Genomic DNA, 24,424 nt, shown 5'->3' with positions numbered 1-24,424 from the left:
GACGCTATGGCGGCGACCGGGACGGTGGCGGGTGATGGCGCTGTCCTGTGGACAACCACCGCCACTGTGGACAACGCCCTGATCATGGTCCCGGTCTGCTATGCGGGGGCCGAACCAGGGCGCGTGGCCTGGGCAGCCGGTCTGGTCGCCGGCACCCGCGTCGAGCGGACTACCCTCACCGGTATGTCCGACTCCCGCCTGCTGCGCATCGGCACACGCAACTCTCCAATGGCTCTCGCGCAGGTCGAGCGGGTCCGCGCGATGCTCGCCGATCGGCACCCCGAGGTCACAGTGGACGTGCTGTCGATGTCGACAAGCGGGGACCGCTGGCACGGTGACCTGGCCGCCCTGGGCGGCAAGGGGGCGTTCATCAAGGAGGTGGACGCCGCCCTGATCGCCGGGGATGTTGACCTGGTGGTGCACTGCGTCAAGGACGTCCCCGGAGACCGGCCGGCACCAGCCGGCACGGTGATGGCCGCCTACCTGGCCCGCGACGATGTCCGGGACTGCCTCGTGCACCCGGGCGGGCTGCGAATCGACCAACTGCCCTCCGGCACCCGGATCGGCACCTCCGCCGTCCGGCGGGTCGCGCAGCTGGCGCTGCACTGGCCGAGCCTGGTGCCGGTGCCCATCCGGGGCAACGCGAACAGCAGGCTCGCCAAACTCGACGCCGGCGACAGGTACGACGCGCTGCTGCTCGCGTTCTCGGGGCTGGAGCGGATCGGGCAGGCCGCCCGGATCACGCATCCGATCGACGTCGACACGATGGTCCCGGCCGTCGGCTCCGGCACCCTGGTCCTGCAATGCCGCGAAGACGACACCAGCACCCGTGACCTGGCAGCCAGCCTCGGTGACCCACGAGCCTGGCGGGAGACCGTGGCGGAACGGACCATGCTGCACATCCTGCAGGGGAACTGTCACTCCCCCATCGCCGCGCTTGCCCGTACCGAACCCGACGGACGCCTCGGTCTACGGGCGAGGGTGATCAGCGTCGACGGTAAGACAGTGCTCGACGTACACGAATGGGCGGCGGATCCGATCACCCTCGGGACCTCCGTGGCCGCCGCGTTGCTCCGGCAGGGCGCCCGTGACCTCCTCGACCTGTCCGCGCACGTCTGCCCGCCCACGGTAACGCCGGCGGAGCAGGCCGAGTCGACAACGGTGAGGTGTCGGCTCCAGTGGACGAACCAACAGAGCCGACCTCATCCTCGACGAGCGACGCAGACGACCTACAGGTACGGCCGGGTGATGATCTCGATGGCGTGGCCGGCCGGATCGAAGAAGTAGAAGCCCCGCCCACCGTGCTCGGTGTTGGTCTCCGCCTCGCGCTTCAACTGCGGGTCGGCCCAGTACGTGATCCCACGCCCCTCGACGAACGCCAGGCACCGTACGAACAACTCGTCGTCGACGAGGAACGCGTAGTGCTGCATCTGGATGTCCACCGGTGGTTCGGCGAACTGGAGCAGCACACCCTCGTCCAACTGGACGTTGGCGAACGGCCCCCACGATGGCGCCTCCGGCAGCTCGAACAACTCCCGGTAGAACGCGGCCGAGGCGCTCTTGTCCTTGCTGGCGATGATGGTGTGGTTGAACGTGACTGTCATCCGTGCCGTCTTCTTTCCGGTCGATCCGAAGACCCGACCGGAGGCCCACAGCGTTCACCCAGCCACGCAGATGACAAAGCCCCGAGGGCACCGACGCCCCGGATCCCGCACGAGAGACGCGCACATCGCGTCAACCTCGGCGTGGTGGCTGAAGTAGCCAGAACCTCCGGGGGGTAGGCCCATCTGGGGCGCGCACGGAGGCTAACACAGCTGCCCCGGAGCGGCGGCGCCACGAGAACGGGTCAGCGGGCCTCCGGGTCGAGGCCGAGTACGGCCCGTCCGCCATCGACCGGCAGCGTCACCCCGTTGACGAAGCTCGCCGCGGGCGACAGCAGGTACGCGACCGCCTCTGCCACCTCCTCGGCCCGCCCGATGCGGCCCACCGGGTGCAGCCGGGTCAGCTCGGCGTCGATCCACTGGGCCTGGGTGGGATCCTGCGTGGCGAGGAATTCGGTGTGCCGCTCGGTGGCGATCGAGCCGAGGGCGACAGCGTTGGCCCGGATGCCGTGCCGCCCGTACTCGACGGCCAGCGCCCGGGTCAGCCCCTCCACGGCGGCCTTCGCTGTCGCGTACGGCAGCGCACCGGACACGGGTCGGCGGGCCTGGTGCGACGAGACGTTGACGATCGCGCCGCCGGCGGCGCGGGCCAGGAAGCGGCGGACGGCGACCGCGGCGCCCACCACCGCCGGACGCAGGTTCAAGCCGATCAGGTCCAGCACCGTGTCGGCAGACGCGGTGTGCAGCGTGGCGTCGCGGAACACCGCCGCGTTGTTCACCCAGCCGGTCAGTGGCGCGGCGCGGTCGGCCAGCTCGGCGGCGTGCTCGGCCACCTGCTCGTCGGCGGCGTCGCCGACCACCGCGACGAGTCGGTCGGCGGCCGGGTGGCCGGCCAACCAGTCGACCGCGTCGGCGTCGCGTTCCAGTACGACGATGGTGGCGCCGGTCGCCAGCAGCCGTTCCACAACGGCCCGGCCGACACCGCGTCCGCCCCCGGTCACCACACACGACGTGGGCAGGGCTCAGCCCTCCGGACGGCGGTGGACGACCACGCAGGCCAAACCCGGCCCGGCGTGCGCGCCGACGACGGCACCCGCCTCGGAGACGTACGTGTCGTGCAGCCGCTCACCGAACCGCTCGGTCAGCGCGACGCGCAACGCCTCGGCCCGTTGCGGCGCGGCCAGGTGGTGCACCCCGAGGTCCACGTCGTCGTCGCCGGCCGCCTCGACGGCCAGGTCCACGAGACGGGCCACTCCCCGGCTGGCGGTGCGGACCTTCTCGCGGAGCACGATCGCCCCGTCCGGCATGTGCATGATCGGCTTGACGGACAGCGCAGTGCCGACCAACGCCTCGGCCGCGTTGATCCGGCCGCCCCGGCGGAGGAACTCCAGCGTGTCGACGTAGAACCAGACGGTGGTGCGGGCGACGGCGGCGAGCGCCGCGTCGCGTACACCGGCAAGGTCGGCGCCGGCCTCGGCGGCGGTGGCGGCGGCGATGGCCGGAAAGCCCAGCCCCATGCCCGCCGAGCGGCTGTCCACAACCTCGACCCGGCCGTCCAGGTCGGCGGCCGCGAGCCGGGCGGCCTCCACCGTGCCGGACAGCGCGGCGGAGATGTGCACCGAGACGATCCCATCGGCGCCGGCGTCGAGCAGTCGGCGGTACGTCCGGGCGAACTGCTCGGGTGCCGGGCGGGAAGTGGTCGCCGTGACCCGGCGGGCGCTCAGTGCCACTGTCGCGTCGGCCGGCTGGGTCTCCACCCCCTCCAGCCCTTCCGCGCCGTTGAGAACAACGGTCAACGGCACGACGGTCAGCCGGTGCGCCTGCACCAGCTCGGGCGGAAGGTAGGCGGTGGAGTCGATGACAACCGCGACGGGCATGCCCGGCACGCTAGCCGATCCAGACCGCGAACGCCGAGGCGCGAGCGCTCAGACCGCGTCGACGGCGACCGGGGCGGTGATCAGGCCGACGTTGTGCGCCCGCAACTGCCACCCACGAACGTCGTCGTGGCGCAGCTCGGTCCAGTGGCAGTTGGCCAGCGAACCGATGGTGCGCAGCACGGCAGTGTCCCAGCCGAGCAGGTGACCGATGCCCTGTCGGGAGCCGCCACCGTGAGTGGCGATCACCACGGTGCCGCCCGGAGCCGCGTCGGCTGCCTCCTGTAGCGCGGCGCCGACCCGCTCCCCGAGGGCGTGCAGAGGCTCCAGATCCGCGCCCGGGTCGGGGTCGCCGGCCCGCCAGCGCGCGTACTCCTCGGGGAATCGCTCAGCGACCTCGGTGAGGTGCAGACCCTGCCACTGGCCGAAGTGCCGCTCGCGCAGGCGGGCGTCGGTGCGTACCGGCAGCCCGGTCAGCGCGGCGAGCGCGGCGGCGGTGTCGGCGGCGCGGCTCAGGTCGCTGGCCACGATGGCGTCGGGCCGCAGCCCCGCGAGCAGCGGGGCGGCGGCGCGGGCCTGGTCGCGGCCGAGCTCGTTGAGGGGTACGTCGGTCTGCCCCTGGACGCGGTTGGCGGCGTTCCAGTCGGTGTTGCCGTGCCGCCAGACGATCAGTCGGGTCATTCGGCGGCGGCGGCGGACCCGCTGGCGTCTGCCTCGACCAGGTCGCGATCGACGAACGGGATGGTGGGGCAGTCCTTCCAGAGGCGGTCGAGCCCGTAGAACTCGCGCTCCTCGGTGTGCTGCACGTGCACCACGATGTCGACGTAGTCGAGCAGCACCCAGCGGCCACCACGTTCGCCCTCGCGCCGCACCGGCTTCGCCTTCTCGGGCAGCTCCAGCAGGCTCTCCTCGATGGCGTCGACGATGGCCAGCACCTGACGCTCGTTGGGGGCGGCGGCGAGCACGAACGCGTCGGTGATGGCGAGCTGGTCGCCGACGTCGATGATCGTGATGTCCTGCGCCTTCTTGTCGGCGGCGGCCTGGGCGGCCGCGATAGCCAGCTCGTGAGCGCGTTCGGAAACTGTCACCGTTCTCCTTCGATCAAGCGTGCGATCCTCCAAGCGTCTCATACCCGGCGGCGCCTCGATCGTGCAGTTCTGGTCGGTTAACTGCACGAAACCGGGCATAACGGGTGCGCTCAGCGCTGATAGAGGCTCCGCTTGGCGATGTACTGCACCACACCGTCGGGCACCAGGTACCAGACCGGCTCACCTCTGGCGACCCGAGCACGACAGTCGGTCGACGAAATGGACATCGCGGGCACCTGGATCAGGCTGACGGTATCCGCCGGAAGGTGCTTGTCACTCAACGGGAAACCGGGCCGGGTCACACCGATGAAGTGGGCCAGCTCGAAGATCTCGTCCAGATCCTTCCAGGACAGGATGCGTTGCAGAGCGTCCGCGCCGGTGATGAAGAACAACTGCACCTTCGGGCCGTACTCGGCGTGCAGGTCACGCAGCGTGTCGACCGTGTAGGTCGGCCCACTGCGGTCGATGTCGACCCGGCTGACCTGGAAGCGAGGGTTGGAGGCCGTGGCGATGACTGTCATCAGGTACCGGTCCTCGGCCGGGCTGACCGGCTCGTCGGCCTTCTGCCACGGCTGCCCGGTGGGGACGAAGACCACCTCGTCCAGGCCGAACCGGTCCGCCACCTCGCTGGCCGCCACCAGGTGCCCGTGGTGGATCGGGTCGAAGGTGCCACCCATGATCCCGATCCGCCGGATATCTTCCTCCACCCAATGATCGTAGGCCGAACGCTGTGGCCGACCGTCCCGGCCCGGCGCTGCCGTACGCGGGCGCCGGGGTCGCGGGCGGGACAGGGGTCGCGGCATCCTCGCACGTCGGCGTATATTCGTTGACGAGTAACCGTCGACGAGCGAGGGGGTCGTCGTGCCGAAGCGGCGCAAGGTCGGCAATCTGCTGGCGCTGGCCGTGCTGTCCGCCCTGGTCCAGCGGCCGATGCACCCGTACGAGATCGCCACCGCACTCCGCGCCTGGGGCAAGGACCAGGACATGGAGTTCAAGTGGGGGTCCTTCTACACGGTGATCGGCAACCTGGACAAACACCACCTCATCGAGGCGGTGGAGAGTGTGCGCGAAGGCCGACGCCCGGAACGCACCGTCTACCGGATCACCGACGCGGGGCGGGCGGAGCTGGTCGACTGGGCCCGCGAACTGGTCTCCACCCCGATGGCCGAGCAGCCCCGTTTCCGGGCCGGGTTGTCAGTGCTCGCCGCGCTGCATCCCGACGAGGCCACCGACCTGCTGCGGCAACGGCTCGATCTGCTGGAGGCCGCGATCCGCCAGGACCGCGAGACGCTCGACGCGTACCTGCGGGAGATCCCCCGGCTGTTCCTGGTCGAGTCGGAGTACGACCTCGCCATGCGGGACGCGGAGGCGGCCTGGCTGCGGGCACTGCTCGCCGAGCTGACCTCGGGGAGCTACCCCGGGTTGGACACCTGGCGCACCTTCCACGAGACCGGCGAGATGCCGGCCGAGCTGACCGAATTGGCCGCGAGAAGCAACACCCCGACGGCCAGCTCCGACACCCCGACCACCCACACCCCGGAGGCCAGCCCCGACAGCGCCGAACGCCCCGACAGCAGCAGCCGCCGAGCCGACACCACCGGCTGAAGAACGGCCCCGGCGAGGTGCGCCAACACCTCACCGGGGCCCTGACCCCGAACCGACGCCTGGGAAGGCACCCGGCCCGAAGCGGCAACCACGAGGATAACCGGGCTCCCTCCCAGGTCCGCGCGTCCGCGCACCGACCCCACCAGGTCCGCGCGCCCGCGCACCAACGACCACACCCAGGGAGAGAGCATGACCACGGTACGAACCGCGATCGTCATCGGCGGTGGCATCGCCGGGCCGGTGACAGCGCTCGCGCTGCGCCGCGCCGGCATCACCGCAACCGTCTACGAGGCGTACCCGGCCACGGCCAACGGCATCGGCGGCACCCTCGCCCTCGCGCCCAACGGCATGGCGGCTCTGCGCACCGTAGGCACCCATGAGGCGGTGACGACGATCGCCACGCCGATCGTCCGCAGCGCTCTGGCCGTCGGCCGCCGCCGCATCGACATGCCCACGCTGACCGGGGTGCCGCCGCTGCACGTGGTGCACCGGGCCGAGCTGTACCAGGCACTGCACGATCAGGCATTCGCCGAAGGCGTGCCGTTCGCGTACGGCAAGCGGCTGGTCGACGCCGAGCAGACCGACGACGCCGTCATCGCACGCTTCGAGGACGGCACAACCGCGACCGCCGACATCCTCGTCGGCGCGGACGGGATCCGCTCCACGGTCCGGGGTCTCATCGACCCGGCCGCGCCCGGTCCCCGGTTCAGCGGACTGCTCGGCGTCGAGGCGGTCGCCCGCCACGACGTGGACGCCGAGCCGGGCACAATGACGTTCGCGTTCGGGCGACGCGGCTACTACCTGTACTGGCCGGAGCCGGGTGGCGGCACCCGGTGGGGGGCCAACCTGCCGCAGCAGCGGCCGATGAGCCTCGTCGAGGCCCGGGCGGTGCCGGCGGAGCAGTGGCTGGACATGCTGCGCGCCACCTACGGCGACGACGACCCGGGCCGGGAACTCGTCGCCACCAGCAACGCCGACGACCTTCAGGTGGTCGGGTCGTTGCAGATCATGCCGCCCGTGCCGCACTGGCATCGGGGCCGGATGGTGCTGGTCGGCGACGCGGCGCACGCGCCGTCGAACAGTTCGGGGCAGGGCGCGTCGTTGGCCATCGAGAGCGCGGTGCAGCTCGCCCGTTGCCTGCGTGACCTGCCGAACGTCGAGGCGGCATTCGCCGCGTACGTGCGGCTGCGTCGTACCCGGGTGGAGAAGGTCGCGGCCCGGGCGGCCCGGATCAACCATGCGAAGGCTCCCGGTGCGGTCGCGCGGACGCTGATGCCGTTGCTGATGCCGCTGATGGTGCGCACGGTGCTGGACCCGGAGAAGACCGTCGCCGACGAGCAGCGCTACGTCATCGACTGGGACGCGCCGGTCACGACGGAGCCCGCCCTGCGCTGAGCGGTGCCCGCGCGGGGTGGCCAGCCAGCCACCCCGCGCTGGTCAGCGGCTCAGGCCGAGGCGGCGGCCACCGCCGTCCGGGCGACCAGCGCGCGGCGCAGGTCGTCGTCGGCGTCGGTCACCACCCGGCGCAGCCCGGGAGTCAGGTCGTCGCGGGCCAGAAGTGCCGCGGCGGCCTCCCGGGTGGGCTGCGCCACGGCGTAGCGGGGGAACGCCAGGGCAGCCACGCGGTCGGCCGTCCAGGCGGTACGCCGGTGCGCGGCAGCCGGCATCTCGGCGAAGTACCGATCGACGTACGCGGTGGTCAGGTCGGCCTGCTCGGGCTGCCAGAACCCCTCGGTGATCGCCTCCAGCAGCCGACCGGACAGCTCGGTGTCCCGCAGGATGATCTCCCAGGTGGCCTGCTTCGCCGCCGGGTCGGGCAGGGCGGCCCGGCAGTGGGCGGCCCGTTCCGCGCCCGCGGAGCTGTTGTCGGCGGCGGCCTCGATGGCGATCTCCGCCTCGCCAGCGGCGCCCAGCACCACCAGGCGACGCAGCACCGCCCAGCGCAGCTCCGCGTCGACCTTCAGACCGGCCGGCACGTCCCGGCCGGCGAGCCAACCGACGAGCAGATCGGCGTCGGTGGTCGCGGCGATCCAACCCCGGGCGGCGGCGAGCTGCAACGACTCCCCGGCCGACGCGCCGTCGAGCAGCCGCTGGCATGCCCCAGCGACCCTGGCCAGCGCCGTGGATCGGGTCAGCGGATCGAGGTAGCGGTCGACCAGGGACCGGCTGAGCGTCAGCACGTCCTCCGCGATGATCACCTCGGTCTCGGTGGGCAGCGCGGCGGTCACCAGGTCGACCAGGCCGGTGACCGGCCGCTCGCCGTCGGTCGCCGCGTCCAGGGCCTCGCGCCAGAGCACCGCCCTTGCCAGCGGGTCGGTCAGACCGGGCAACACCTGCGGGACGGCATCCGCCGAGGCCGGGTCGAGACGAACCTTCGCGAACGTGAGGTCACCGTCGTTGAGCAGCAACAGCCGGGCCGCCGGCTCGCCGGTCAGCCCACCCAGCACGGTGCGGCCTCCGTCGGTGTCCGGGTCGATGTCGACCTCGTCGCGCCGCCCGGTGCCGTCCATCGAGTAGCGGCCCACCCCGATGCGGTGTGGGCGCAGCACCGGGTACGACTCGGGCGCGGTCTGCACCACCGCCACCTCGGTGTAGCGGCCGTCGGCGTCCACGGCGACCTCGGCACGCAGGGTGTTGACCTGCGGTCGGCGCAGCCACAGCTCGGCCCATTCGGACAGGTCCCGCCCGCTGCTGGCGGAGAGGCTGGCCAGCAGGTCGGCGAGGGTGGCGTTGCCGAAGCGGTGTGCGGCGAAGTGCGCGTTGAGGCCGGCGAGGAATGCCTCGTCGCCGAGCCACGCGACCAACTGCCGCAGCACGCTGGCCCCCTTGGCGTACGAGATGCCGTCGAAGTTGAGCAGGCCCTGCTCGGCGTCGGCCACCTCCTGCGGAGCGATCGGATGGGTGGAGGGCCGCTGGTCGGCCGCGTACCCCCAGGCCTTGCGACGCATCGCGAAGGTGGTCCAGGCCTGATCGAATCGGGTCGCCTCGGCGGTGACCCGGGTGCCGAGGTACTCCGCGAAGGACTCGTTCAACCACAGGTCGTCCCACCACCGCATGGTGACCAGGTCACCGAACCACATGTGGGCCATCTCGTGGGCGATGGTGCCGGCCCGCTGCTCGCGCTGGGTGTCGGTGACCGCCGAACGGAACACGTAGTCGTCGCGGAAGGTGACCAGGCCCGGGTTCTCCATCGCGCCGCTGTTGAACTCGGGCACGAACGCCTGGTCGTACTTGCCGAACGGGTAGCGTTCGGTGAAGAGCTGGTGGAACCGGTCCAGGCACTGCCGGGTGACCGTGAAGATCTCCTCGGCGTCGGCGTCCAGGTGCTCGGCGAGCGACCGGCGGCAGTAGATGCCCAGCGGTATGCCGTCGTGCTCGGCCCGTCGGACGTGGTACGGCCCGGCGATCAGCGAGAAGAAGTACGTGGCCAGGGGCGCGCTCGGGGCGAACTCCCAGCGCCCGGGGACCGGGTTGACGGCCAGCTCGGCGTTACCGGCGACGATCCACTGCGGCGGCGCGGTGACCGAGAGGGTGACCGGGGCCTTGAGGTCGGGCTGGTCGAAGGCGGCGAAGATGCGCGGCGCGTTGTCGAGGAAGGACTCGGCGTAGAGGTAGGTCTCGCCGTCGGCCGGGTCGACGAAGCGGTGCATCCCCTCCCCCGTCTTGGAGTACGCCATCTCGGCCTCGACGAGGAGCGTGTTCTCCACGGACAGGTCGTCGAGGGGCAGCCGGTTGTCGGTGAGCAGGGCGGGATCGAGGTCGCGGTCGTTGAGGCGTACGCCGAGCAGTTTGGCGGGCTTGACCTCGACGAAGGTCGCGGCGCCGGCGGTGGCCCGGAACCGGATCTCGACGCGGGAGCGGAACAGGTCGCCGTCACCGGTCAGGTCGAGGTCCACCTGATAGGACTCGACAGTAATCGCCGCGCCACGCGCGGTCGCCTCTACACGGGTCAGGCTCGGCATCCGCTTATCCTGCCCGATGGGGATCGGCACCCGGTCACCACACGACCCTCGGCACTGGAGGAAAGAAACATGGCGCAGCACCCCAAGGGCGACTTCGACCTCTCTCGGGCGGTCTGGCAGCGGGCCGAGGGGGACACCTCCGACAGCGCCGTTGAGGTCGCCTTCGTCGACGACCTGATCGGGATGCGCAACTCGGCCGAGCCGGACGGGCCGGTGCTGGTCTTCACCCAGGCCGAGTGGGATGCCTTCGTTGCCGGCGCGCAGGACGGCGAGTTCGACCTGGACTGATCGTGCCGGCCGACCCGCCGGTGGTGGATGTCAGCCATCGCCGGGGCCGTCGCCGTCGCCCCAGCCGAGGCCACCCGGGCCCGGGGCGTGGTGGAAGCCCGGATGGTCGGCCACGTCGACGCAGCGCTCTCCGTCTGGGCCGAGCGCGCCGCAGAACAGCCGCTCGGCCCGCTGCCAGGCGTCCGCAGGTGACAGGGCCGCCGCACCGAGTGCCACCTCCGAACGGAGCAGGCTCAGCGCCTCGGCGTACGCCACGGCCAGCTCGCGCGCCTCGGCCGGGCCGGGCGCGGTGAAGCCCAGGTGCACGGTGAAGAACCGGTGTGGACGGGTGGGCCGCCGCGGCGGCCCGATCAGTGATCGTCCGTCGCGGCCCCCGCCGAGTGCTCCGGCCGCTCGCCGCTGCCGCCAGTGCGGCGATCTGTTGTCGCGCATTCGCCCTCCCCGTGCTCGTCCCACCAGCAGCAAACCAGGTTTCGCCGCCCCTGGGAGGGGCCAGCCGGGCGGGATTCAGCGGCGTCGGCGGGGGTAAGCGCAGTGGTCGGCGGCGACCAGCCGCACCTGCGCGTGAGGAGACCCGATGGCGACGATGCCGGCCGACCGCAGCCCGGACAGCACCCTCGCGCTGCTCCGCGCCGGTTACCGATTCATCGGCGAGCGCTGCGAGCGGTACGGCAGCGACATCTTCACGACCCGGATTCTGCTCGCCCCGACCATCTGCCTGCGCGGTCGGCCGGCGGCGGAGCTGTTCTACGACAGAGACCGCTTCCAGCGGGCCACCGCCATGCCGCTGCGCGTGCAGCGGACCCTGACCGGTCGGGGTGGGGTGCAGGGGCTGGACGGGTCGGAGCACTCCGATCGCAAGGCCATGTTCATGTCGATCATGACGCCGGCGGCGATCCAGCGGCTCGGTCAGCTCTTCGACGACGAGTGGCGGACCCGGGTCACGGCCTGGGAGGCTGCCGGTCCGGTGTCGCTCTACGACGAGTTGGGTCGGCTGCTGACCCGGGTGGTCTGCGCCTGGGCCGGGGTGCCGTTGCCCGCGTCGCAGGTCGAGCGGCGCGCCGTCGAACTGCACGCCATGATCGAGGCTCCGGCGGTGCTGGGCACCCGGCACTGGCGGGGACGGGTCGCCCGGTACCGCGCCGAACACTGGCTCGCCAACCTCATCGAACGGACCCGGGTCGGTTTCGCTCCGGCGCCGGCCGGCACCGCCCTGGCCGTGATCGCCGAACACCGGGACGAGCGCGGCAACCTCCTCCCCCGGCGGATCGCGGCGGTGGAGCTGCTCAACGTGCTGCGCCCGGTGGTCGCCGTCGACCAGTACATGACCTTCGCCGCCCTCGCCCTGCACGACCATCCGGCCTGGCGGGACCGGGTCCGTGACGACGACGAGGCCACCGAGCACTTCGTCCAGGAGGTACGCCGCTACTACCCGTTCTTTCCGATCGCGGCGGCCCGGGTCCGGCGGTCCTTCGACTGGCAGGGCCACCACTTTCCGAAGGGCCGGCGGGTGCTGCTCGACCTCTACGGCACCAACCACCATCAGGCGATCTGGCCGCAACCGGAGCTGTTTCGCCCGGAGCGGTTCGCCGGCCGCCGGGTGGACCCGTTCGAGCTGATCCCGCAGGGCGGCGGCGATCACTGGGCCGGGCACCGCTGCGCCGGCGAGTGGATCACCATCGACCTGATGAAGCGGGCGGTCACCAACCTGACCACCACCATGCGCTACGACGTGCCCGTGCAGAACCTGGCCCTGGACCTGCACCGGATGCCCGCGCTGCCTCCCCTCGGACTGACCCTCACCAACGTCCGCTCCGCCGCCTGAGCGGACGACGATCGTGGATGGCCGAGGTGACGAAGCGGTACGACGAGCCGACGCCCCACCGACCCGCCTACCGATGACGTACGTGCTGCCGTTGCGCTGGCACACCGACGCCGGCCTGGCCGAGCTGACCGACTACCTGCGCTGGCTCGGTGACCGGGTCGAGGTCCTCGTGGTCGACGGCTCACCTCCGGGCCACTTCGCTCGGCATGCCGAGGCGTGGCGAGGGCTGGTCCGGCACCTCCCACCGGACCCGAGCGAGCGTGGGCTCAACGGCAAGGTGCTCGGCGTACACACCGGCGTCCGCGCGGCCGGCCACGAGCACGTGGTGATCGCCGACGACGACGTCAGGTACGACGAGGCTGCGCTGACCGCGGTGCACCGCCTGCTGGGCCGGGCCGACCTGGTACGACCGCAGAACTACTTCGACCCGCTGCCCTGGCACGCCTGGTGGGACACCGGCCGCACGCTGCTCAACCGGGCGCTCGGGGCGGACTACCCGGGAACCCTCGCCGTGCGGCGCGGCACCTTCCTCGCCATCGGCGGGTACGACAGGGACGTTCTCTTCGAGAACCTGGAGCTGATCCGTACCGTGCGCGCCCACCGCGGCACCGAGGCCGCCCCGGCCTGGCTGTACGTCCGCCGGCTGCCTCCGGGCGCCGCGCACTTCCGCGGCCAACGGGTTCGTCAGGCGTACGACGATCTGGCCCAGCCGGTTCGCCTGCTGACCGCGCTGGCGGTGCTGCCGGCGGCGGCGGTCGCGGCGCGCCGGCCCCGGGTACTGCTCGGCGTGGTGGCCGGGGTCGTCGCCCTGGCCGAGACGGGTCGCCGCCGAGCCGGGGGCAGCCGGGTGTTCCCGCCGGCCACGGCGCTGGCGGCCCCGCTCTGGCTGCTGGAACGCGGGGTGTGCAGCTGGCTCGCGGTAGCCCAACGCCTCCTGCTGGGCGGCGTCCGCTACGGCGACACCCGAATCCGCCGAGCCGCCAACCCCGCCCCGCGCCACCCCAGGACCTCCGCGATCTTGCACTTTCTGTGGGGGCAAAACACCTCAACGACGACAAAGACCCAACCGTAAGTGCAAGATCGCGGGGGCAGGTCGGGGGTGGGTGGGAACGCGACAGCTCGCGGGCACCCGGGGGTGGCCGCGAGCTGTCGCGCTGGGTCTGGGGAGATGGGTCAGGGGGTGGCGTGGTCCTTGACCTGGTGGGCGGCGGACTTCGTGTCGTCCTTGACCGCGTGCACGGCGTCCTGAGCGGTGGACTTCACCGACTCGGCGGCCTGCTGGGCCGGCTCGCGCAACTCACTGGCCACCTCGCCCAGCTTCTCCTTCACGGCCCCGCCGTGCTCGCTGACCTTGGCCTTCACCTGGGTGGCGGCGTGCTGCTCGCGGCGGGAGGCCGGGATCAGCGACGAGGCCAGCCAGCCGACCCCGAACGCGATCAGACCGGCGGCGAGAGGGTTGCCCTGGGACTTCTGCCGGATCACCCGCGGCGCGCTGTGCGCGGCGTCGCTGACAGTGGTCGCCGCCGAGTGCGCGGCGTCGCTGACGCTGGAGGCCGCCGACGAGGCGCGGTCACCCACCGAGTGGGCGGCCTGGCCGGTGCCGTGGCCGAGGTCAGACGCGGTTCCCATGACCTTGTCCCTCACATTCTGCAGAGCGGAGCGGGCCCGCTGCTTGCGGTCGTCGACGATGCGGCTGGGGCTGACCTTGTACGCCAGCGCATCCACATCGGAGCTGAGGCTGTTACGGGTTGCTTCGATCTCCCGGCGGATCTGATCGGGATCGGTGCTCATCGGGTGACTCCCTCCGGGTGCGGCTTGAGCGCGTCGGGGATCCGCTGCACGCTGTCGTTGGTCTGCTTGAGCCCGCGTACGTGCTGGGCGTTCTTCTTGGCCATCGAGTAGAGGACCGCGGCGACCACGGCCCAGATCACGGCCACGATCAGCGCGGCCAGGCCGGAGTCCATGACGTTGTCCAGGAACTGCCATACGGCGATGGACACGAAGAGGGCCACCATGTAGCCGCCGAAGCCTGCGCCACCGAAGAGGCCAGCGGCCTTGCCGGCCTTCTTGCCCTCCTGGCGGATCTCGGCCTTGGCCAGCTCGACCTCCTGACGCATCAGCGTCGACAGGTCGGTGGTGACCTGACGCATCAGGTCACCCAGCGAGCTGCCCTTCACCTCCGACGCGGTGTGCGGGGCACCCGCGTCAGGGTGGTAACCGGAGTCCAGTCCGGACCCCTGCGTCGGCATGCTCATGCCGTCGCCTCCCTTCGGATGACTCGGCGGCTCACGGGCGAGGGTTGCCGGTGGACGGCACACCCGGCAGCGGGTCGGTCTGGGTCACCGGCGGCAGCGGCTGACCGGTGCCGGAGTGCTCCGGGGTGTCGCCCCGGCCAGGCTCGGCGTAACCACCGGGCGCCGGGTCGGCGTAGGTGCCGGGCGTCTGGTCGGCGTAGCCACCGGACGTCGGCGGGGTGTGCGTACCGGGGGTCGGGTCGAGGTAGCCGCCCGGCGGGACAGCGTCCGGCACCGCGCGGGACGTCGGCGGCTGCGTCGGGATCACAGCGGTCTGCTCCGGGTCGTATGCCCCGGCGCCCCGGTAGGCCGAGGAACCGTTGCCGGAGTCGTCGCCGCCGGCCGAGATGCCCCGGGTCAGCCGACCGGCCAGCACACCGAGGACCGCAGCGCCGACCAGGAAGGTGCCCGGGTTACGCCGCGCGTAGTCGCGTACCTCGGTGATCAGGTCGCCGGGCTCGCGCTCCTCGAGCCAGCCGGCGACGCCGTGCACCCGGTCGGCGGCCTGGCGGGCCAGCTCACTCACCGGACCGGCCTGGCCACCGTTCTCGGCCATCGAGCGCATCTCGTCGGCCAGCGAACGCAGCCCACCGGCGGCGCGACGCTGCTGCTCACCGGTCTGACTGGCGAGCTGGCTGCGGGCCTCGCCGTACAGGTTGCGGGCCTGCCGGGCCGCCTCGCGGCCGACCTCGGTGCCCTGCTCCTTGGCGGTCTGGGCGACCGCGCCACCAGCCTGCGCGGCCTCCGACCCGACCTGGCGCGCCTGGTCGCGGACGCCACCGCCGTTGGTCGACTGCTGCCCGTACGTGGAGGACGAAGATGAAAGATCGTAAGTCATGATTTCCCTTCCGCTCAGAAAGTCGTCGCGGTTGTGCTGGGGGGATGCGGAACGCGTTGCCGCGACCGCTGACCATTCACCTACCCTGCGTTTTGGCTTCCATACCTCTTCGTGCATTTCTCTGCGCGGCCCACCGGTTGGTCTTCAAAATGGAGGATCGTCGGGCTGCGTCACGTCGCCGCCGCGGACAGTGAGGTTCGCGAGGCCGGCAGATCCATGGAGGGGGCAGCGATGGCACGAAACGCACGGGGCGGCCGAGCGGCCCACCCCCGACCCCGGGTCCAGTTGGCCGCACTGGCCGTCGCCGGGGTCTTCCTGCTGATCGGCGTCCTCGGCTTCATCCCCGGCATCACCACCGACTACGGCGAGCTGCGGTTCGCCGGGCACCACTCCGACGCCCACCTGCTCGGGCTGTTCCAGGTGTCGATCCTGCACAACGTGGTGCACCTGCTCTTCGGGCTGGTCGGCCTGGTGCTGGCCCGCAGCATCGCCGGCGCCCGCGTGTTCCTGGCCGCCGGTGGCGCGATCTACCTCGCTCTCTGGCTGTACGGCCTGGCGATCGAGGCGGTCAACCCGGAGGGCGGGGCGAACATCCTGCCGGTCAACGACGCCGACAACTGGCTGCACCTCGCGCTCGGCTTCGGGATGCTGGCGCTCGGGTTGCTGCTGTCGAACCAGGCCGGCACCGGTGGACGCCTGGACAGTCCGGCCGACCGGCACTGACCTGGACTTTTTGGGGTTTCGCGGTCATGCCCGCAGGGGTAATCGACCGGCGAAGGGGGTGCGATCATGCCTCGTTGGCTACGCGACAACGCCCTGGCCGTTGCCATGCTGGGGGCGTTCCTGGTCTTTCTGGTGTTGCAGAGCGTCTTCGGCTGGCAGACCCACAATGAGGAGCTGACCGAGTTCGGTGCCGCCCCGCTGAGCTGGCCGGCGTACCTGACCAGTGGGCACTTCGCCGAGTCGGTCTTCGAGAACTGGGAGTCGGAGTTCCTCCAGATGGGCGGGTACGTGCTGCTCACCGCGTACCTGGTGCAGCGGGGCTCGGCCGAGTCGAAGCCGATGGACCAGACCGACCGACCGGAGGACGACGAGCGCCGGGCCACCCCGCAGTCACCCTGGCCGGTACGCGTCGGCGGCCTGCCGCTGGTGATCTACCGGAACAGCCTCTCCCTCGCCCTGCTGCTGATCTTCGCCGGCTCGTTCGTCGGTCACCTGCTCGGTGGCACCGCCGCATACAACCAGGAGCAGGCGCTCCAGAGCGGCGCACCGCCGATCGGGGCGTGGGAGTTCCTCGGCACCAGCGACTTCTGGTTCCAGTCCATGCAGAACTGGCAGAGCGAGTTTCTCGCCGTCGGCGCGCTGATCCTGCTCAGCATCGTGCTACGCCAGCACGCCTCGCCGGAGTCGAAGCCGGTGACCGTCGAGCACGCCAGCACCGGCGCCTGAACGCCAGCCAGCGCCCGCAACGGCGGCGCGGCGGGGTGGCCGGCCGTCAGGCCGCGACCGGCAACCGCTTGGCGAAACAGACGCTGTACGGGTTGCCCACGTACTCGCCGTAGACCGGGATCTGGTGGTAGCCACACGCGGTGTACAAGGCGACAGCGGCCGGCAGGTAGACGCCTGTCTCCAGGCAGACCACCGAGTGCCCCTGCCGGAACGCGCACTCCTCCAGCGCGGCGAGCAACTGACGGCCGATCCCCCGCCCCCGGTACGCGGGCCGGACGTACATCCGCTTGACCTCGCCGGTCTCGGCATCCAACGCCTGGAGCCCACCGCAGGCGACCGCCCGACCGTTCACCACCACCGCGAGGTAGCGGACGTCGTCATGGGGGACGAAGACCTGCCCATCCAACCCACCATCGGCCTCGCGCAGCTCACGCTGCTGCGCGGTGACCATGGCGGCGATCTCCGGATCGATGGCAGGCCGGGACTCGATCAGCATCACCCCACGCTAGGACGCGTGGATTTCGGGGAGGTTTCTGGAAATCAACCCCATCACGGAGCGCAACGAACTACTCGGCGTCGTCCTCGTCGTCGATGTCCTCGTCGAGGTCGTCGGACGCGTCCGCGCCCACCTCGTCCGCCGACCGCACCCGGCGAGCCTTCCGGGCGGCGAGCCGATCCGCGGCGGAAGCCCGGTTCGACTTCTCCTCCAGGCGGATGTCGGTGCCCCGGTTGCCGGGTACGAAGTCCACGCCGGCGAACAGCGTCGGCTGCCAGTCGAACTCGCGCACGCCGATCCGGACCAGATCACCGGGCTGCGCGCCGGCCTTGGCCAGCTTGTCCTCCACCCCGAGCCGGGCCAGCCGGTCAGCCAGGAAGCCGACCGCCTCGTCGTTGTCGAAGTTGGTCTGCTTGACCCAGCGTTCCGGCCGGACACCGCGGACGGTGAACGAGCCATCCGCCTCGGCCGTGATGGTGAAGCCGTCGTCGTCCACGGCCATCGGGCGAATCACGATCCGGGTCGGCTCGGCGGGCGGAGCGGCCTTACGCTCCGCCTCCACCAGCTCGGCCATCGCGTAGGTCAGCTCCTTGAGCCCCTCCCGGGTGGCAGCGGAGACCTCGAACACCCGGTAACCGCGCTCCTCCAGGTCGGGGCGCACGATCTCGGCGAGGTCGCGGCCGTCCGGCACGTCGACCTTGTTGACCGCCACCAGCCGTGGGCGGTCGGCCAGGCCGCCGTACTGGCTCAGCTCGGCCTCGATGGCGTCGATGTCGGCCACCGGGTCACGACCAGGCTCGAGGGTCGCCGAGTCGATGACGTGCACCAGCACCGCGCAGCGTTCGATGTGCCGCAGGAACTCCAGGCCCAGCCCCTTGCCGTTGGCCGCGCCGGGGATCAGGCCCGGCACGTCCGCGACGGTGAAGGTGTGGTTGTCCATCCGGACCACGCCGAGGTTGGGCACCAGGGTGGTGAACGGGTAGTCGGCGATCTTCGGCTTCGCGGCGGAGATCACCGAGATCAGCGACGACTTGCCGGCGGACGGGAAGCCCACCAGGCCCACATCTGCGACGCTCTTCAACTCCAGCACGATGTCCAGTTGGTCGCCGGGCTCCCCCAGCTCGGCGAAACCGGGTGCCTTGCGCTTGGCGTTGGCCAGCGAGGCGTTGCCCCGCCCGCCGCGCCCGCCGCGGGCGACCTCGAAGGTGGTGCCGGCGCCGACCATGTCGGCCAGCACTGTGCCATCGGAGGTCTGCACCACGGTGCCGTTGGGCACCTTGAGCACCAGGTTGTGGCCGTTGGCCCCGTCCCGGTTCGAGCCAGCGCCGCCCTTGCCGTTGTCGGCCTTGACGTGCGGGTGGAAGTGGAAGTCGAGCAGCGTGGTCACCTGCGGGTCGACCACCAGGGACACGCTGCCGCCGTGCCCACCGTTGCCGCCGTCCGGCCCACCGAAGGGCTTGAACTTCTCGCGGTGGATCGAGACACAACCGTGCCCGCCATCGCCGGCCTGCAGATGCAGAACGACCCGGTCAACGAACGTTGCCACGGCGTCAATCCTTCCAGCGAGGTTCGACCTCGCACTTCGCGAAAAAGGCTAAGCGGGCCGGGACCCGGAGGTCCGCGGCCCGCTTAGCCCGAGAACTACTGCTGCGGAACGATGCTGACGGTCTTGCGACCGCGCTTGGTACCGAACAGGACCGCACCGGCGGACAGCGCGAACAGCGTGTCGTCGCCGCCACGGCCGACCAGGTCACCGGGGTGGAACTTGGTGCCACGCTGCCGGATGATGATCTCACCGGCGCTGACGACCTGACCACCGAAGCGCTTCACGCCAAGTCGCTGGGCCGCGGAGTCACGACCGTTACGCGAGCTGGACGCACCCTTTTTGTGAGCCATTGGAGGACGACCTACTTCCCGCTGGAGATGCCGGTCACCTTGACCTGGGTCAACGGCTGGCGGTGACCCTGGCGCTTGTGGTAGCCGGTCTTGTTCTTGAACTTGTGGATCCGGATCTTCGGGCCCTTGGTGTGCGCGGCGATTTCGCCGGACACCGCGACCTCGGCAAGCTTCGCCGCGTCGGTCACCAGGTCGTCACCGTCGACGAGGAGCACCGCGGTGAGCTTCACCGCGTCACCGGGGGCACCGGTGAGCTTCTCGACCTCGATCACGTCGCCCTCGGCGACCTTGTACTGCTTGCCGCCGGTCTTGACGATCGCGTACATCGGAGGCGGACTCCCTGTCGTTGAGGCTGCTGGCGGTCGTCCCCGCGGCGGCTCGCCGGGTAGCAGTGCACGGCGGCGCGGGCACACGGGAACTCGGCACACCAAAGGTGGGCCGCAGGCAAGAGTACGCCATTGCTGGCCCGGACCCCAAACCGGCCCGCCCTGGTCAGCGCGCGCAGAGCTGGTCGAGGCGCTGCTGGAGCCGGTCGAGTTCCGTCTCGTCGATCGACTCGACGTCGGCGCCGAGCGCGGAAACCTCGGTCCCGAGGTCGGTGAGCAGAGTCTTGAGCTGCGGATCGTTGGTCCGCCCCGACTGCTCCCGCAGCACGGTCCGCCAGTCGGCCAGCGCCGCCTCGGCCCGCCCCCGGGCGGTTTCGGCCGCTCGGCTGTCCCCGGCGCCCACCGCCGCGAGCATGTGGCCCAGCTCCGCCACGTACGTCCGGACGGCAGTGGTGCTGGCCTCCTGCGCGGCGGTGCAGACCTCGGTGGCGTTGCCACCCGCCACCCCACCGCTGGCCGGCATGCCGCTCGGGCCGGCAGGGGTGCCGGCGGCCGCCGAGCCGGTGCCCTGGGCGGTTCCGCCGGCGGACCCGTCGGTGGAGCAGCCGACCGCGCCGGAGAGCATGGTGAGCAGCGCGGTGACGGCGAGCAGACGGCGCATCTTCTTCTCCTGACCTGGGGCGGCCGATCGGGGGACCGGATGGCCGCAACGGCGAGGTCCCTCCCCCGTCACTTTGCCGGGAGAGGGACCTCGTCAAACACGTGGCCGGTCAGGCGCTCAGGGGCGGGTCCGCCGACGGGCGCCACCGCGACGCGACCGGCGACGGCCGCCACCACCCTCGGTGGTCTCCTCGTCGCCCTCACCGTCAGCGAGCGCGTCCGGGTCGTCCGCCGCAGCAAGCCGAGCCGACTCACCCTGCTGAGCGTCGGAGATCGCCGGCGCGGCGGCGGTGTCCGACTCGTAGCGGGACAGGTCGTAACCCATCGTGTCCTGGTAGTCGGCGTCCGGTTCGGCGGCGGTGTCGGTGTCGACGACCTCCACGACGGCCCGCTCGGCCGGGGCGCTCTTGCGGGCCCGGCGGCGGGACGAGGTGGCACCCTGCTCGGCAGCCGGGGCGGGAGCCACCGCCGAGGCGACCGCCTTGACCTTCTCCCCCGCGCCGGCGGGGCGCGGCTTCTCCGGCACCGGCTCGGTGTGGATGATGACGCCCCGGCCCTTGCAGCACTCGCAGGTCTCGCTGAACGCCTCCAGCAGGCCCGCGCCGATCCGCTTACGGGTCATCTGGACCAGGCCGAGCGAGGTGATCTCGGTGACCTGGTGCTTGGTGCGGTCCCGGCCCAGGCACTCGGTGAGCCGGCGCAGCACCAGCTCACGGTTCGACTCCAGCACCATGTCGATGAAGTCGATCACCACGATGCCGCCGATGTCACGCAACCGGAGCTGACGGACGATCTCCTCCGCCGCCTCCAGGTTGTTGCGGGTGACGGTCTCCTCCAGGTTGCCCCCGGAGCCGGTGTACTTGCCGGTGTTGACGTCGACGACAGTCATCGCCTCGGTGCGGTCGATCACCAGCGAGCCACCGGAGGGCAGGAAGACCTTGCGGTCCAGGCCCTTGATGATCTGCTCATCGATGCGGTACTCGGCGAACACGTCGCTCGTACCGACGTGCCGGCGCACCCGGTCGACCAGGTCCGGGGAGACGTGCGACAGGTACGACTCGACCATGTCGTACGACTGCTCGCCCTCGATCACCAGCTCGCGGAAGTCCTCGTTGAAGAGGTCCCGGACCACCCGGATGACCAGGTCGGGCTCCCCGTAGAGCAGCACCGGAGCGCCACCCTCGGCGGCCTTGGCCTGGATGTCCTCCCACTGCGCCTGGAGCCGCTTGACGTCGCGGGCCAGCTCGTCCTCGGTGGCGCCCTCGGCAGCCGTCCGGACGATCACGCCCGCGCCGTCCGGGACCAGCTTCTTGAGCACGTCCCGCAGCCGCTTGCGCTCGTTGTCCGGCAGCTTGCGGCTGATCCCGGAGGCGTTGCCGTTGGGTACGTAGACCAGGTGCCGGCCGGAGAGCGCGATGTGGCTGGTCAGCCGTGCGCCCTTGTGCCCGATCGGGTCCTTGGTGACCTGGACCAGCACCGAGTCGCCCGAGCGCAGCGCCTGCTCGATCGAGCGGGCCCGCCCCTCCAGCCCGGAGGTGTCCCAGTTGACCTCACCGGCGTACAGCACCGCGTTGCGGCCCCGGCCGACGTCGACGAACGCGGCCTCCATGCTCGGCAGCACGTTCTGCACCTTGCCCAGGTACACGTTGCCGGCCATCGTCCCAGAGGAGTTGCGGGTGACGTAGTGCTCGACCAGCACGCCGTCCTCCAGGACGGCGATCTGGGTGCGGTCACCGCGCTGGCGGACCGCCATCACCCGGTCGACAGCCTCCCGGCGCGCCAGGAACTCCGACTCGCTGAGGATCGGCGGACGCGTACGCCGCTGCTCCCGACCGTCGCGGCGGCGCTGGCGCTTGGCCTCCAGCCGGGTCGAGCCGGACACACCCTGCACCTCGTCGACGGTCCGACGCGGCTCGCGGATCTTCACAACGGTCGGCACGCCGTCGTCGGCCGCGCCTCCCTCGGTGTCACCGGCGCCACGACGGCGACGGCGGCGGCGACGACGGGTCAGGCCGTCCCCACCCTCGGACTCCTCGTCCTCGTCGCCCTCGGCCTCGACCTCGGCGGTCTCTTCCTCATCGGCCTGCGCCGCCTCCTCGGACTCGTCGTCCTCGGCGTCGTCGGCCCCGCCCTTGCCCCGGCCCCGGCCCCGGCGACCACGCCGGCGGCGGCGGCGCGCGGCGGCGCTGTCCTCGTCGTCCTCATCCGCCTCGGTGGCCTCGTCGGCCTCCTCGGTCGGCTCCTCTTCGGCCTCGATCGCCTCGATCGGCTCCACCGGCTCGACCTCGCGGCGACCACGCCGACGGCGGCGGGACGGCTCGGCGGCCTCCTCGACGGGCGGCTCCTCGGTCGCCGCGGCGGGCTCCACCGGTCGGGTCACCGGCACGGCGTCCGGCTGGGGTGCCATGAACAGCACAGTGGGCGCGGAGAGCGCAGCCCGCCGACGACGGGTACGCGGCTGCTCCGGCTCGATCTCGGCCGGCTCGTTCGGCTCATCCGTCACAGCGGGAACGGCCACCCCCGGTGGCACCTCACCGGAGCGGTCCTGCGCGCCACTGCTCCAGGCCAGTTCGGCGGCGGACGTGCTCGGGAGGGTCTCGGCGTCGTTCAACTCGGCCTCAGCCTCGCGCAGGTCGGACTCCGCGGGCTCCTCGACGACCGGCTCCTCGACGACCGGCTCCTCGACGACCGGCACCTCGTCGACGGCGGCCGGCTGCTCGGTGGCGGGCGGCTCCTCGACGGCAGCCGGTGTGGCCTTCTTGCGCCGGGTACGGGTGACCTTGACCGGCGGCACCACCTCGGCCGAGGCCGGCTCCGCGGAGGCCGCGACCAGCGGCTCCTCAGCGGTCGTCTCGACGGGGGCGGCCTTGCGGCGGCGCCGGGGGGTCTTCGGTGCGACGTCCAGGTCGCCGGAGACCGGGGCGAAGACCTCCGCCTGCGGCGACTCGACGTTGCCGGCCCCAGCGGTGGGCGCCTCGATCGGAGCGTCGGTCTGCTCCGGCTGGTTGAGCGGGGCGGCCCGACGACGGGTCGCCCGGGTGCGCCGCACTGGCGCAGCGGGCTCGGCTTCACCGGGAGCGCTCTCCGCGCCGGTCGGTTCCATCGGGGCCGAACCGACAGCGGTGGTGGGCGGCGCGACGGCGGCGCCGTCGGCCGTGGTGCTCTGGTCGGCGGTCTCGCCGGCCGGCTGTGAACCGGTCCGTTCGCCGCCCTCGGGCTCGTTCTCGAGCATGGACGTTCTCCAGTTCTGGCTAGCCCGGGCGCGGGTGAGCGCTGCCACGCAGGGTCGCCGCAAAAGTGTTTCCGCCGGGCGCGCGTGGTGCGCGACCGCCGAAGTCTGCCTGCCAGAACACCGACCGTCGGTCAGTGCCCAACGATGGCTGCCCCGTCGCGGTCCGCATCCAACGGATCCACGATCGCACCCTGCGCGGTCAACGTGCCCTGAGCCAGCCGGGTCACCCTCGGCGAAACCGGCGGCTCCAGGTCGGCCACCACGCGGAGGCCGGAAAGGACGTCATCGGGCCGTACGGACGGGGTGACCTGCCGCACGACCAGTTCGAGTATCGCACACGGTACGGCCGGCACCCCGGAAGGCGTCGGCGTCGGCAGTTGGACATCGATCGATATCACGGCCGCGCGAGCGTCGAAAGTGCGTCGTCCCTGCTTGGTCATCCGCTCGACCAGCACCTCCTCGGCCGCGACGAAGGCGTCCACAGCGGCGCGCAGCACCGCGGTGTCGACCTCGGGCAACTCGATGTACCAGTGCGACGCCTCGATCCGGTCCGGCAGGTTGCCTCCCTCGGCGATCACAGCGTCCAGGACATCCAGCCCCGGCGAGAGCGCGGCGTCCAACGCGGCGCGCAGCGCCTCCGGGTCGACGGCGGCCTGAAGGGCGATTTCCAGGTACTCCGCCTCGCTCGCCACCCCGGTGGGTGCGGCGCTGGCGTAGGAGATCTTCGGGTGCGGGTGGAAACCCTGGGAGAAGGCGACCGGCACGGCGGCCCGGCGTAGCGCGCGCTCGAACGCCCGGGCGAAGTCGCGGTGCGAGGTGAATCGCAGCGGCCCGCGCTTGGCGTACCGGATGCGGACGCGCTGGACGACCGGTGCCTGGCCGCCCTCGGGTTGAGGCTTTCTGGCGATCGTGGGCTCCTCAGGTGTACCTGCGTGTCCGCCCATCCTGGCGCAGGGCTCGTGACGGTACGCAGCCGGGGCGGCCGAATGG

The 24,424-nt window shown here is 71.6% G+C and carries 26 protein-coding genes; 8 read left to right on the top strand and 18 right to left on the bottom strand.

Going from position 1 to position 24,424, the window contains the following annotated elements:
- Window positions 1–183: 183 nt before the first annotated feature.
- Complete coding sequence (gene hemC, locus OH804_RS00230) at window positions 184–1,287, top strand: hydroxymethylbilane synthase (RefSeq protein WP_406061952.1); 1,104 nt, start codon at window positions 184–186, stop codon at window positions 1,285–1,287.
- On the opposite strand, the gene OH804_RS00225 is transcribed toward hemC, so the two are convergent.
- The 6 genes from OH804_RS00225 to nadD form a co-directional block, all read right to left on the bottom strand.
- Entirely contained in the window at window positions 1,230–1,604 is a 375-nt protein-coding gene (locus OH804_RS00225) for a VOC family protein (RefSeq protein ID WP_406061950.1), read from the bottom strand. The genes hemC and OH804_RS00225 overlap by 58 nt on opposite strands.
- 242 nt (window positions 1,605–1,846) lie before the next feature.
- Window positions 1,847–2,602, bottom strand: a complete 756-nt coding sequence (locus OH804_RS00220; RefSeq protein ID WP_406061948.1) for an SDR family NAD(P)-dependent oxidoreductase — start codon at window positions 2,600–2,602, stop codon at window positions 1,847–1,849.
- A gap of 21 nt (window positions 2,603–2,623) precedes the next feature.
- Window positions 2,624–3,478, bottom strand: coding sequence for a DegV family protein (locus OH804_RS00215; RefSeq protein ID WP_406061946.1), 855 nt, complete (start codon window positions 3,476–3,478; stop codon window positions 2,624–2,626).
- A 48-nt stretch (window positions 3,479–3,526) separates the two neighbouring features.
- Window positions 3,527–4,156, bottom strand: a complete 630-nt coding sequence (locus OH804_RS00210; RefSeq protein WP_406061944.1) for a histidine phosphatase family protein — start codon at window positions 4,154–4,156, stop codon at window positions 3,527–3,529.
- Complete coding sequence (gene rsfS / locus OH804_RS00205) at window positions 4,153–4,563, bottom strand: ribosome silencing factor (RefSeq protein WP_196919296.1); 411 nt, start codon at window positions 4,561–4,563, stop codon at window positions 4,153–4,155. Before rsfS ends, OH804_RS00210 begins: the two co-directional genes overlap by 4 nt.
- Before the next feature lie 110 nt (window positions 4,564–4,673).
- Complete coding sequence (gene nadD / locus OH804_RS00200; RefSeq protein WP_091409875.1) at window positions 4,674–5,270, bottom strand: nicotinate-nucleotide adenylyltransferase; 597 nt, start codon at window positions 5,268–5,270, stop codon at window positions 4,674–4,676.
- 154 nt (window positions 5,271–5,424) lie between these two features.
- Here nadD and OH804_RS00195 point away from each other — a divergent pair, with 154 nt between their 5' ends.
- Together OH804_RS00195 and OH804_RS00190 are read left to right on the top strand one after the other, a co-directional pair.
- Entirely contained in the window at window positions 5,425–6,168 is a 744-nt protein-coding gene (locus tag OH804_RS00195) for a PadR family transcriptional regulator (RefSeq protein ID WP_406061942.1), read from the top strand.
- A 189-nt stretch (window positions 6,169–6,357) separates the two neighbouring features.
- Complete coding sequence (locus OH804_RS00190) at window positions 6,358–7,563, top strand: FAD-dependent oxidoreductase (protein WP_406061940.1); 1,206 nt, start codon at window positions 6,358–6,360, stop codon at window positions 7,561–7,563.
- Window positions 7,564–7,613: 50 nt separating this feature from the next.
- Here OH804_RS00190 and pepN read toward each other — a convergent pair whose 3' ends face one another.
- Entirely contained in the window at window positions 7,614–10,130 is a 2,517-nt protein-coding gene (gene pepN / locus OH804_RS00185; RefSeq protein ID WP_406061938.1) for an aminopeptidase N, read from the bottom strand.
- Between the two features lie 69 nt (window positions 10,131–10,199).
- On the opposite strand from pepN, the gene OH804_RS00180 reads away from it, so the two are divergent.
- The gene (locus OH804_RS00180) at window positions 10,200–10,418 is read left to right on the top strand and encodes a DUF397 domain-containing protein (protein WP_030336536.1); all 219 of its coding nucleotides are present in this window, start codon (window positions 10,200–10,202) and stop codon (window positions 10,416–10,418) included.
- Window positions 10,419–10,448: 30 nt separating this feature from the next.
- Here the strand turns inward: OH804_RS00180 and OH804_RS00175 are convergent, their stop codons facing one another.
- Entirely contained in the window at window positions 10,449–10,850 is a 402-nt protein-coding gene (locus OH804_RS00175) for a hypothetical protein (protein ID WP_406061936.1), read from the bottom strand.
- A 145-nt stretch (window positions 10,851–10,995) separates the two neighbouring features.
- Between OH804_RS00175 and OH804_RS00170 the strand changes: the two genes are divergently transcribed.
- Window positions 10,996–12,243, top strand: a complete 1,248-nt coding sequence (locus OH804_RS00170; protein ID WP_406061934.1) for a cytochrome P450 — start codon at window positions 10,996–10,998, stop codon at window positions 12,241–12,243.
- 73 nt (window positions 12,244–12,316) lie between these two features.
- On the top strand, window positions 12,317–13,315 hold the full coding sequence (locus tag OH804_RS00165; protein WP_406061932.1) for a glycosyltransferase: 999 nt from the start codon (window positions 12,317–12,319) through the stop codon (window positions 13,313–13,315).
- Between the two features lie 101 nt (window positions 13,316–13,416).
- Here the strand turns inward: OH804_RS00165 and OH804_RS00160 are convergent, their stop codons facing one another.
- The 3 genes from OH804_RS00160 to OH804_RS00150 are packed head-to-tail and all read right to left on the bottom strand — an operon-like array spanning window position 13,417 to window position 15,375.
- Complete coding sequence (locus OH804_RS00160; RefSeq protein WP_196919304.1) at window positions 13,417–14,034, bottom strand: DUF3618 domain-containing protein; 618 nt, start codon at window positions 14,032–14,034, stop codon at window positions 13,417–13,419.
- Window positions 14,031–14,498, bottom strand: coding sequence for a phage holin family protein (locus tag OH804_RS00155; protein ID WP_196919305.1), 468 nt, complete (start codon window positions 14,496–14,498; stop codon window positions 14,031–14,033). Before OH804_RS00155 ends, OH804_RS00160 begins: the two co-directional genes overlap by 4 nt.
- A 31-nt stretch (window positions 14,499–14,529) precedes the next feature.
- The gene (locus tag OH804_RS00150) at window positions 14,530–15,375 is read right to left on the bottom strand and encodes a hypothetical protein (protein ID WP_406061929.1); all 846 of its coding nucleotides are present in this window, start codon (window positions 15,373–15,375) and stop codon (window positions 14,530–14,532) included.
- A 231-nt stretch (window positions 15,376–15,606) separates the two neighbouring features.
- Here OH804_RS00150 and OH804_RS00145 point away from each other — a divergent pair, with 231 nt between their 5' ends.
- Window positions 15,607–16,098 carry a DUF4383 domain-containing protein gene (locus OH804_RS00145; protein ID WP_406061927.1) on the top strand — a complete coding sequence of 164 codons (492 nt, stop codon included), beginning with the start codon at window positions 15,607–15,609 and terminating at the stop codon, window positions 16,096–16,098.
- A gap of 66 nt (window positions 16,099–16,164) precedes the next feature.
- Entirely contained in the window at window positions 16,165–16,824 is a 660-nt protein-coding gene (locus OH804_RS00140; protein ID WP_196919308.1) for a DUF6766 family protein, read from the top strand.
- A 46-nt stretch (window positions 16,825–16,870) separates the two neighbouring features.
- Here the strand turns inward: OH804_RS00140 and OH804_RS00135 are convergent, their stop codons facing one another.
- The 7 genes from OH804_RS00135 to OH804_RS00105 all read right to left on the bottom strand — a co-directional run bounded on the left by OH804_RS00135 (window position 16,871) and on the right by OH804_RS00105 (window position 24,378).
- Complete coding sequence (locus tag OH804_RS00135) at window positions 16,871–17,320, bottom strand: GNAT family N-acetyltransferase (RefSeq protein WP_196919309.1); 450 nt, start codon at window positions 17,318–17,320, stop codon at window positions 16,871–16,873.
- Between the two features lie 70 nt (window positions 17,321–17,390).
- Complete coding sequence (obgE, locus tag OH804_RS00130) at window positions 17,391–18,866, bottom strand: GTPase ObgE (protein ID WP_196919310.1); 1,476 nt, start codon at window positions 18,864–18,866, stop codon at window positions 17,391–17,393.
- Window positions 18,867–18,961: 95 nt separating this feature from the next.
- Window positions 18,962–19,216, bottom strand: coding sequence for a 50S ribosomal protein L27 (gene rpmA / locus OH804_RS00125; RefSeq protein ID WP_007464062.1), 255 nt, complete (start codon window positions 19,214–19,216; stop codon window positions 18,962–18,964).
- An 11-nt stretch (window positions 19,217–19,227) separates the two neighbouring features.
- A complete protein-coding gene (rplU, locus tag OH804_RS00120; RefSeq protein ID WP_007464063.1) occupies window positions 19,228–19,542 on the bottom strand; it encodes a 50S ribosomal protein L21 in 315 nt (104 codons plus the stop codon).
- Window positions 19,543–19,708: 166 nt separating this feature from the next.
- On the bottom strand, window positions 19,709–20,203 hold the full coding sequence (locus OH804_RS00115) for a hypothetical protein (RefSeq protein WP_196919311.1): 495 nt from the start codon (window positions 20,201–20,203) through the stop codon (window positions 19,709–19,711).
- A 117-nt stretch (window positions 20,204–20,320) separates the two neighbouring features.
- The gene (locus tag OH804_RS00110) at window positions 20,321–23,434 is read right to left on the bottom strand and encodes an Rne/Rng family ribonuclease (protein WP_406061924.1); all 3,114 of its coding nucleotides are present in this window, start codon (window positions 23,432–23,434) and stop codon (window positions 20,321–20,323) included.
- 131 nt (window positions 23,435–23,565) lie between these two features.
- Window positions 23,566–24,378 carry a TIGR03936 family radical SAM-associated protein gene (locus tag OH804_RS00105; RefSeq protein ID WP_406061922.1) on the bottom strand — a complete coding sequence of 271 codons (813 nt, stop codon included), beginning with the start codon at window positions 24,376–24,378 and terminating at the stop codon, window positions 23,566–23,568.
- Window positions 24,379–24,424: the final 46 nt, after the last annotated feature.

This window comes from Micromonospora sp. NBC_00860 (assembly GCF_045207375.1).
Taxonomy (GTDB): domain Bacteria; phylum Actinomycetota; class Actinomycetes; order Mycobacteriales; family Micromonosporaceae; genus Micromonospora; species Micromonospora vinacea.
This window is presented reverse-complemented; position numbering and strand designations above follow the sequence as displayed.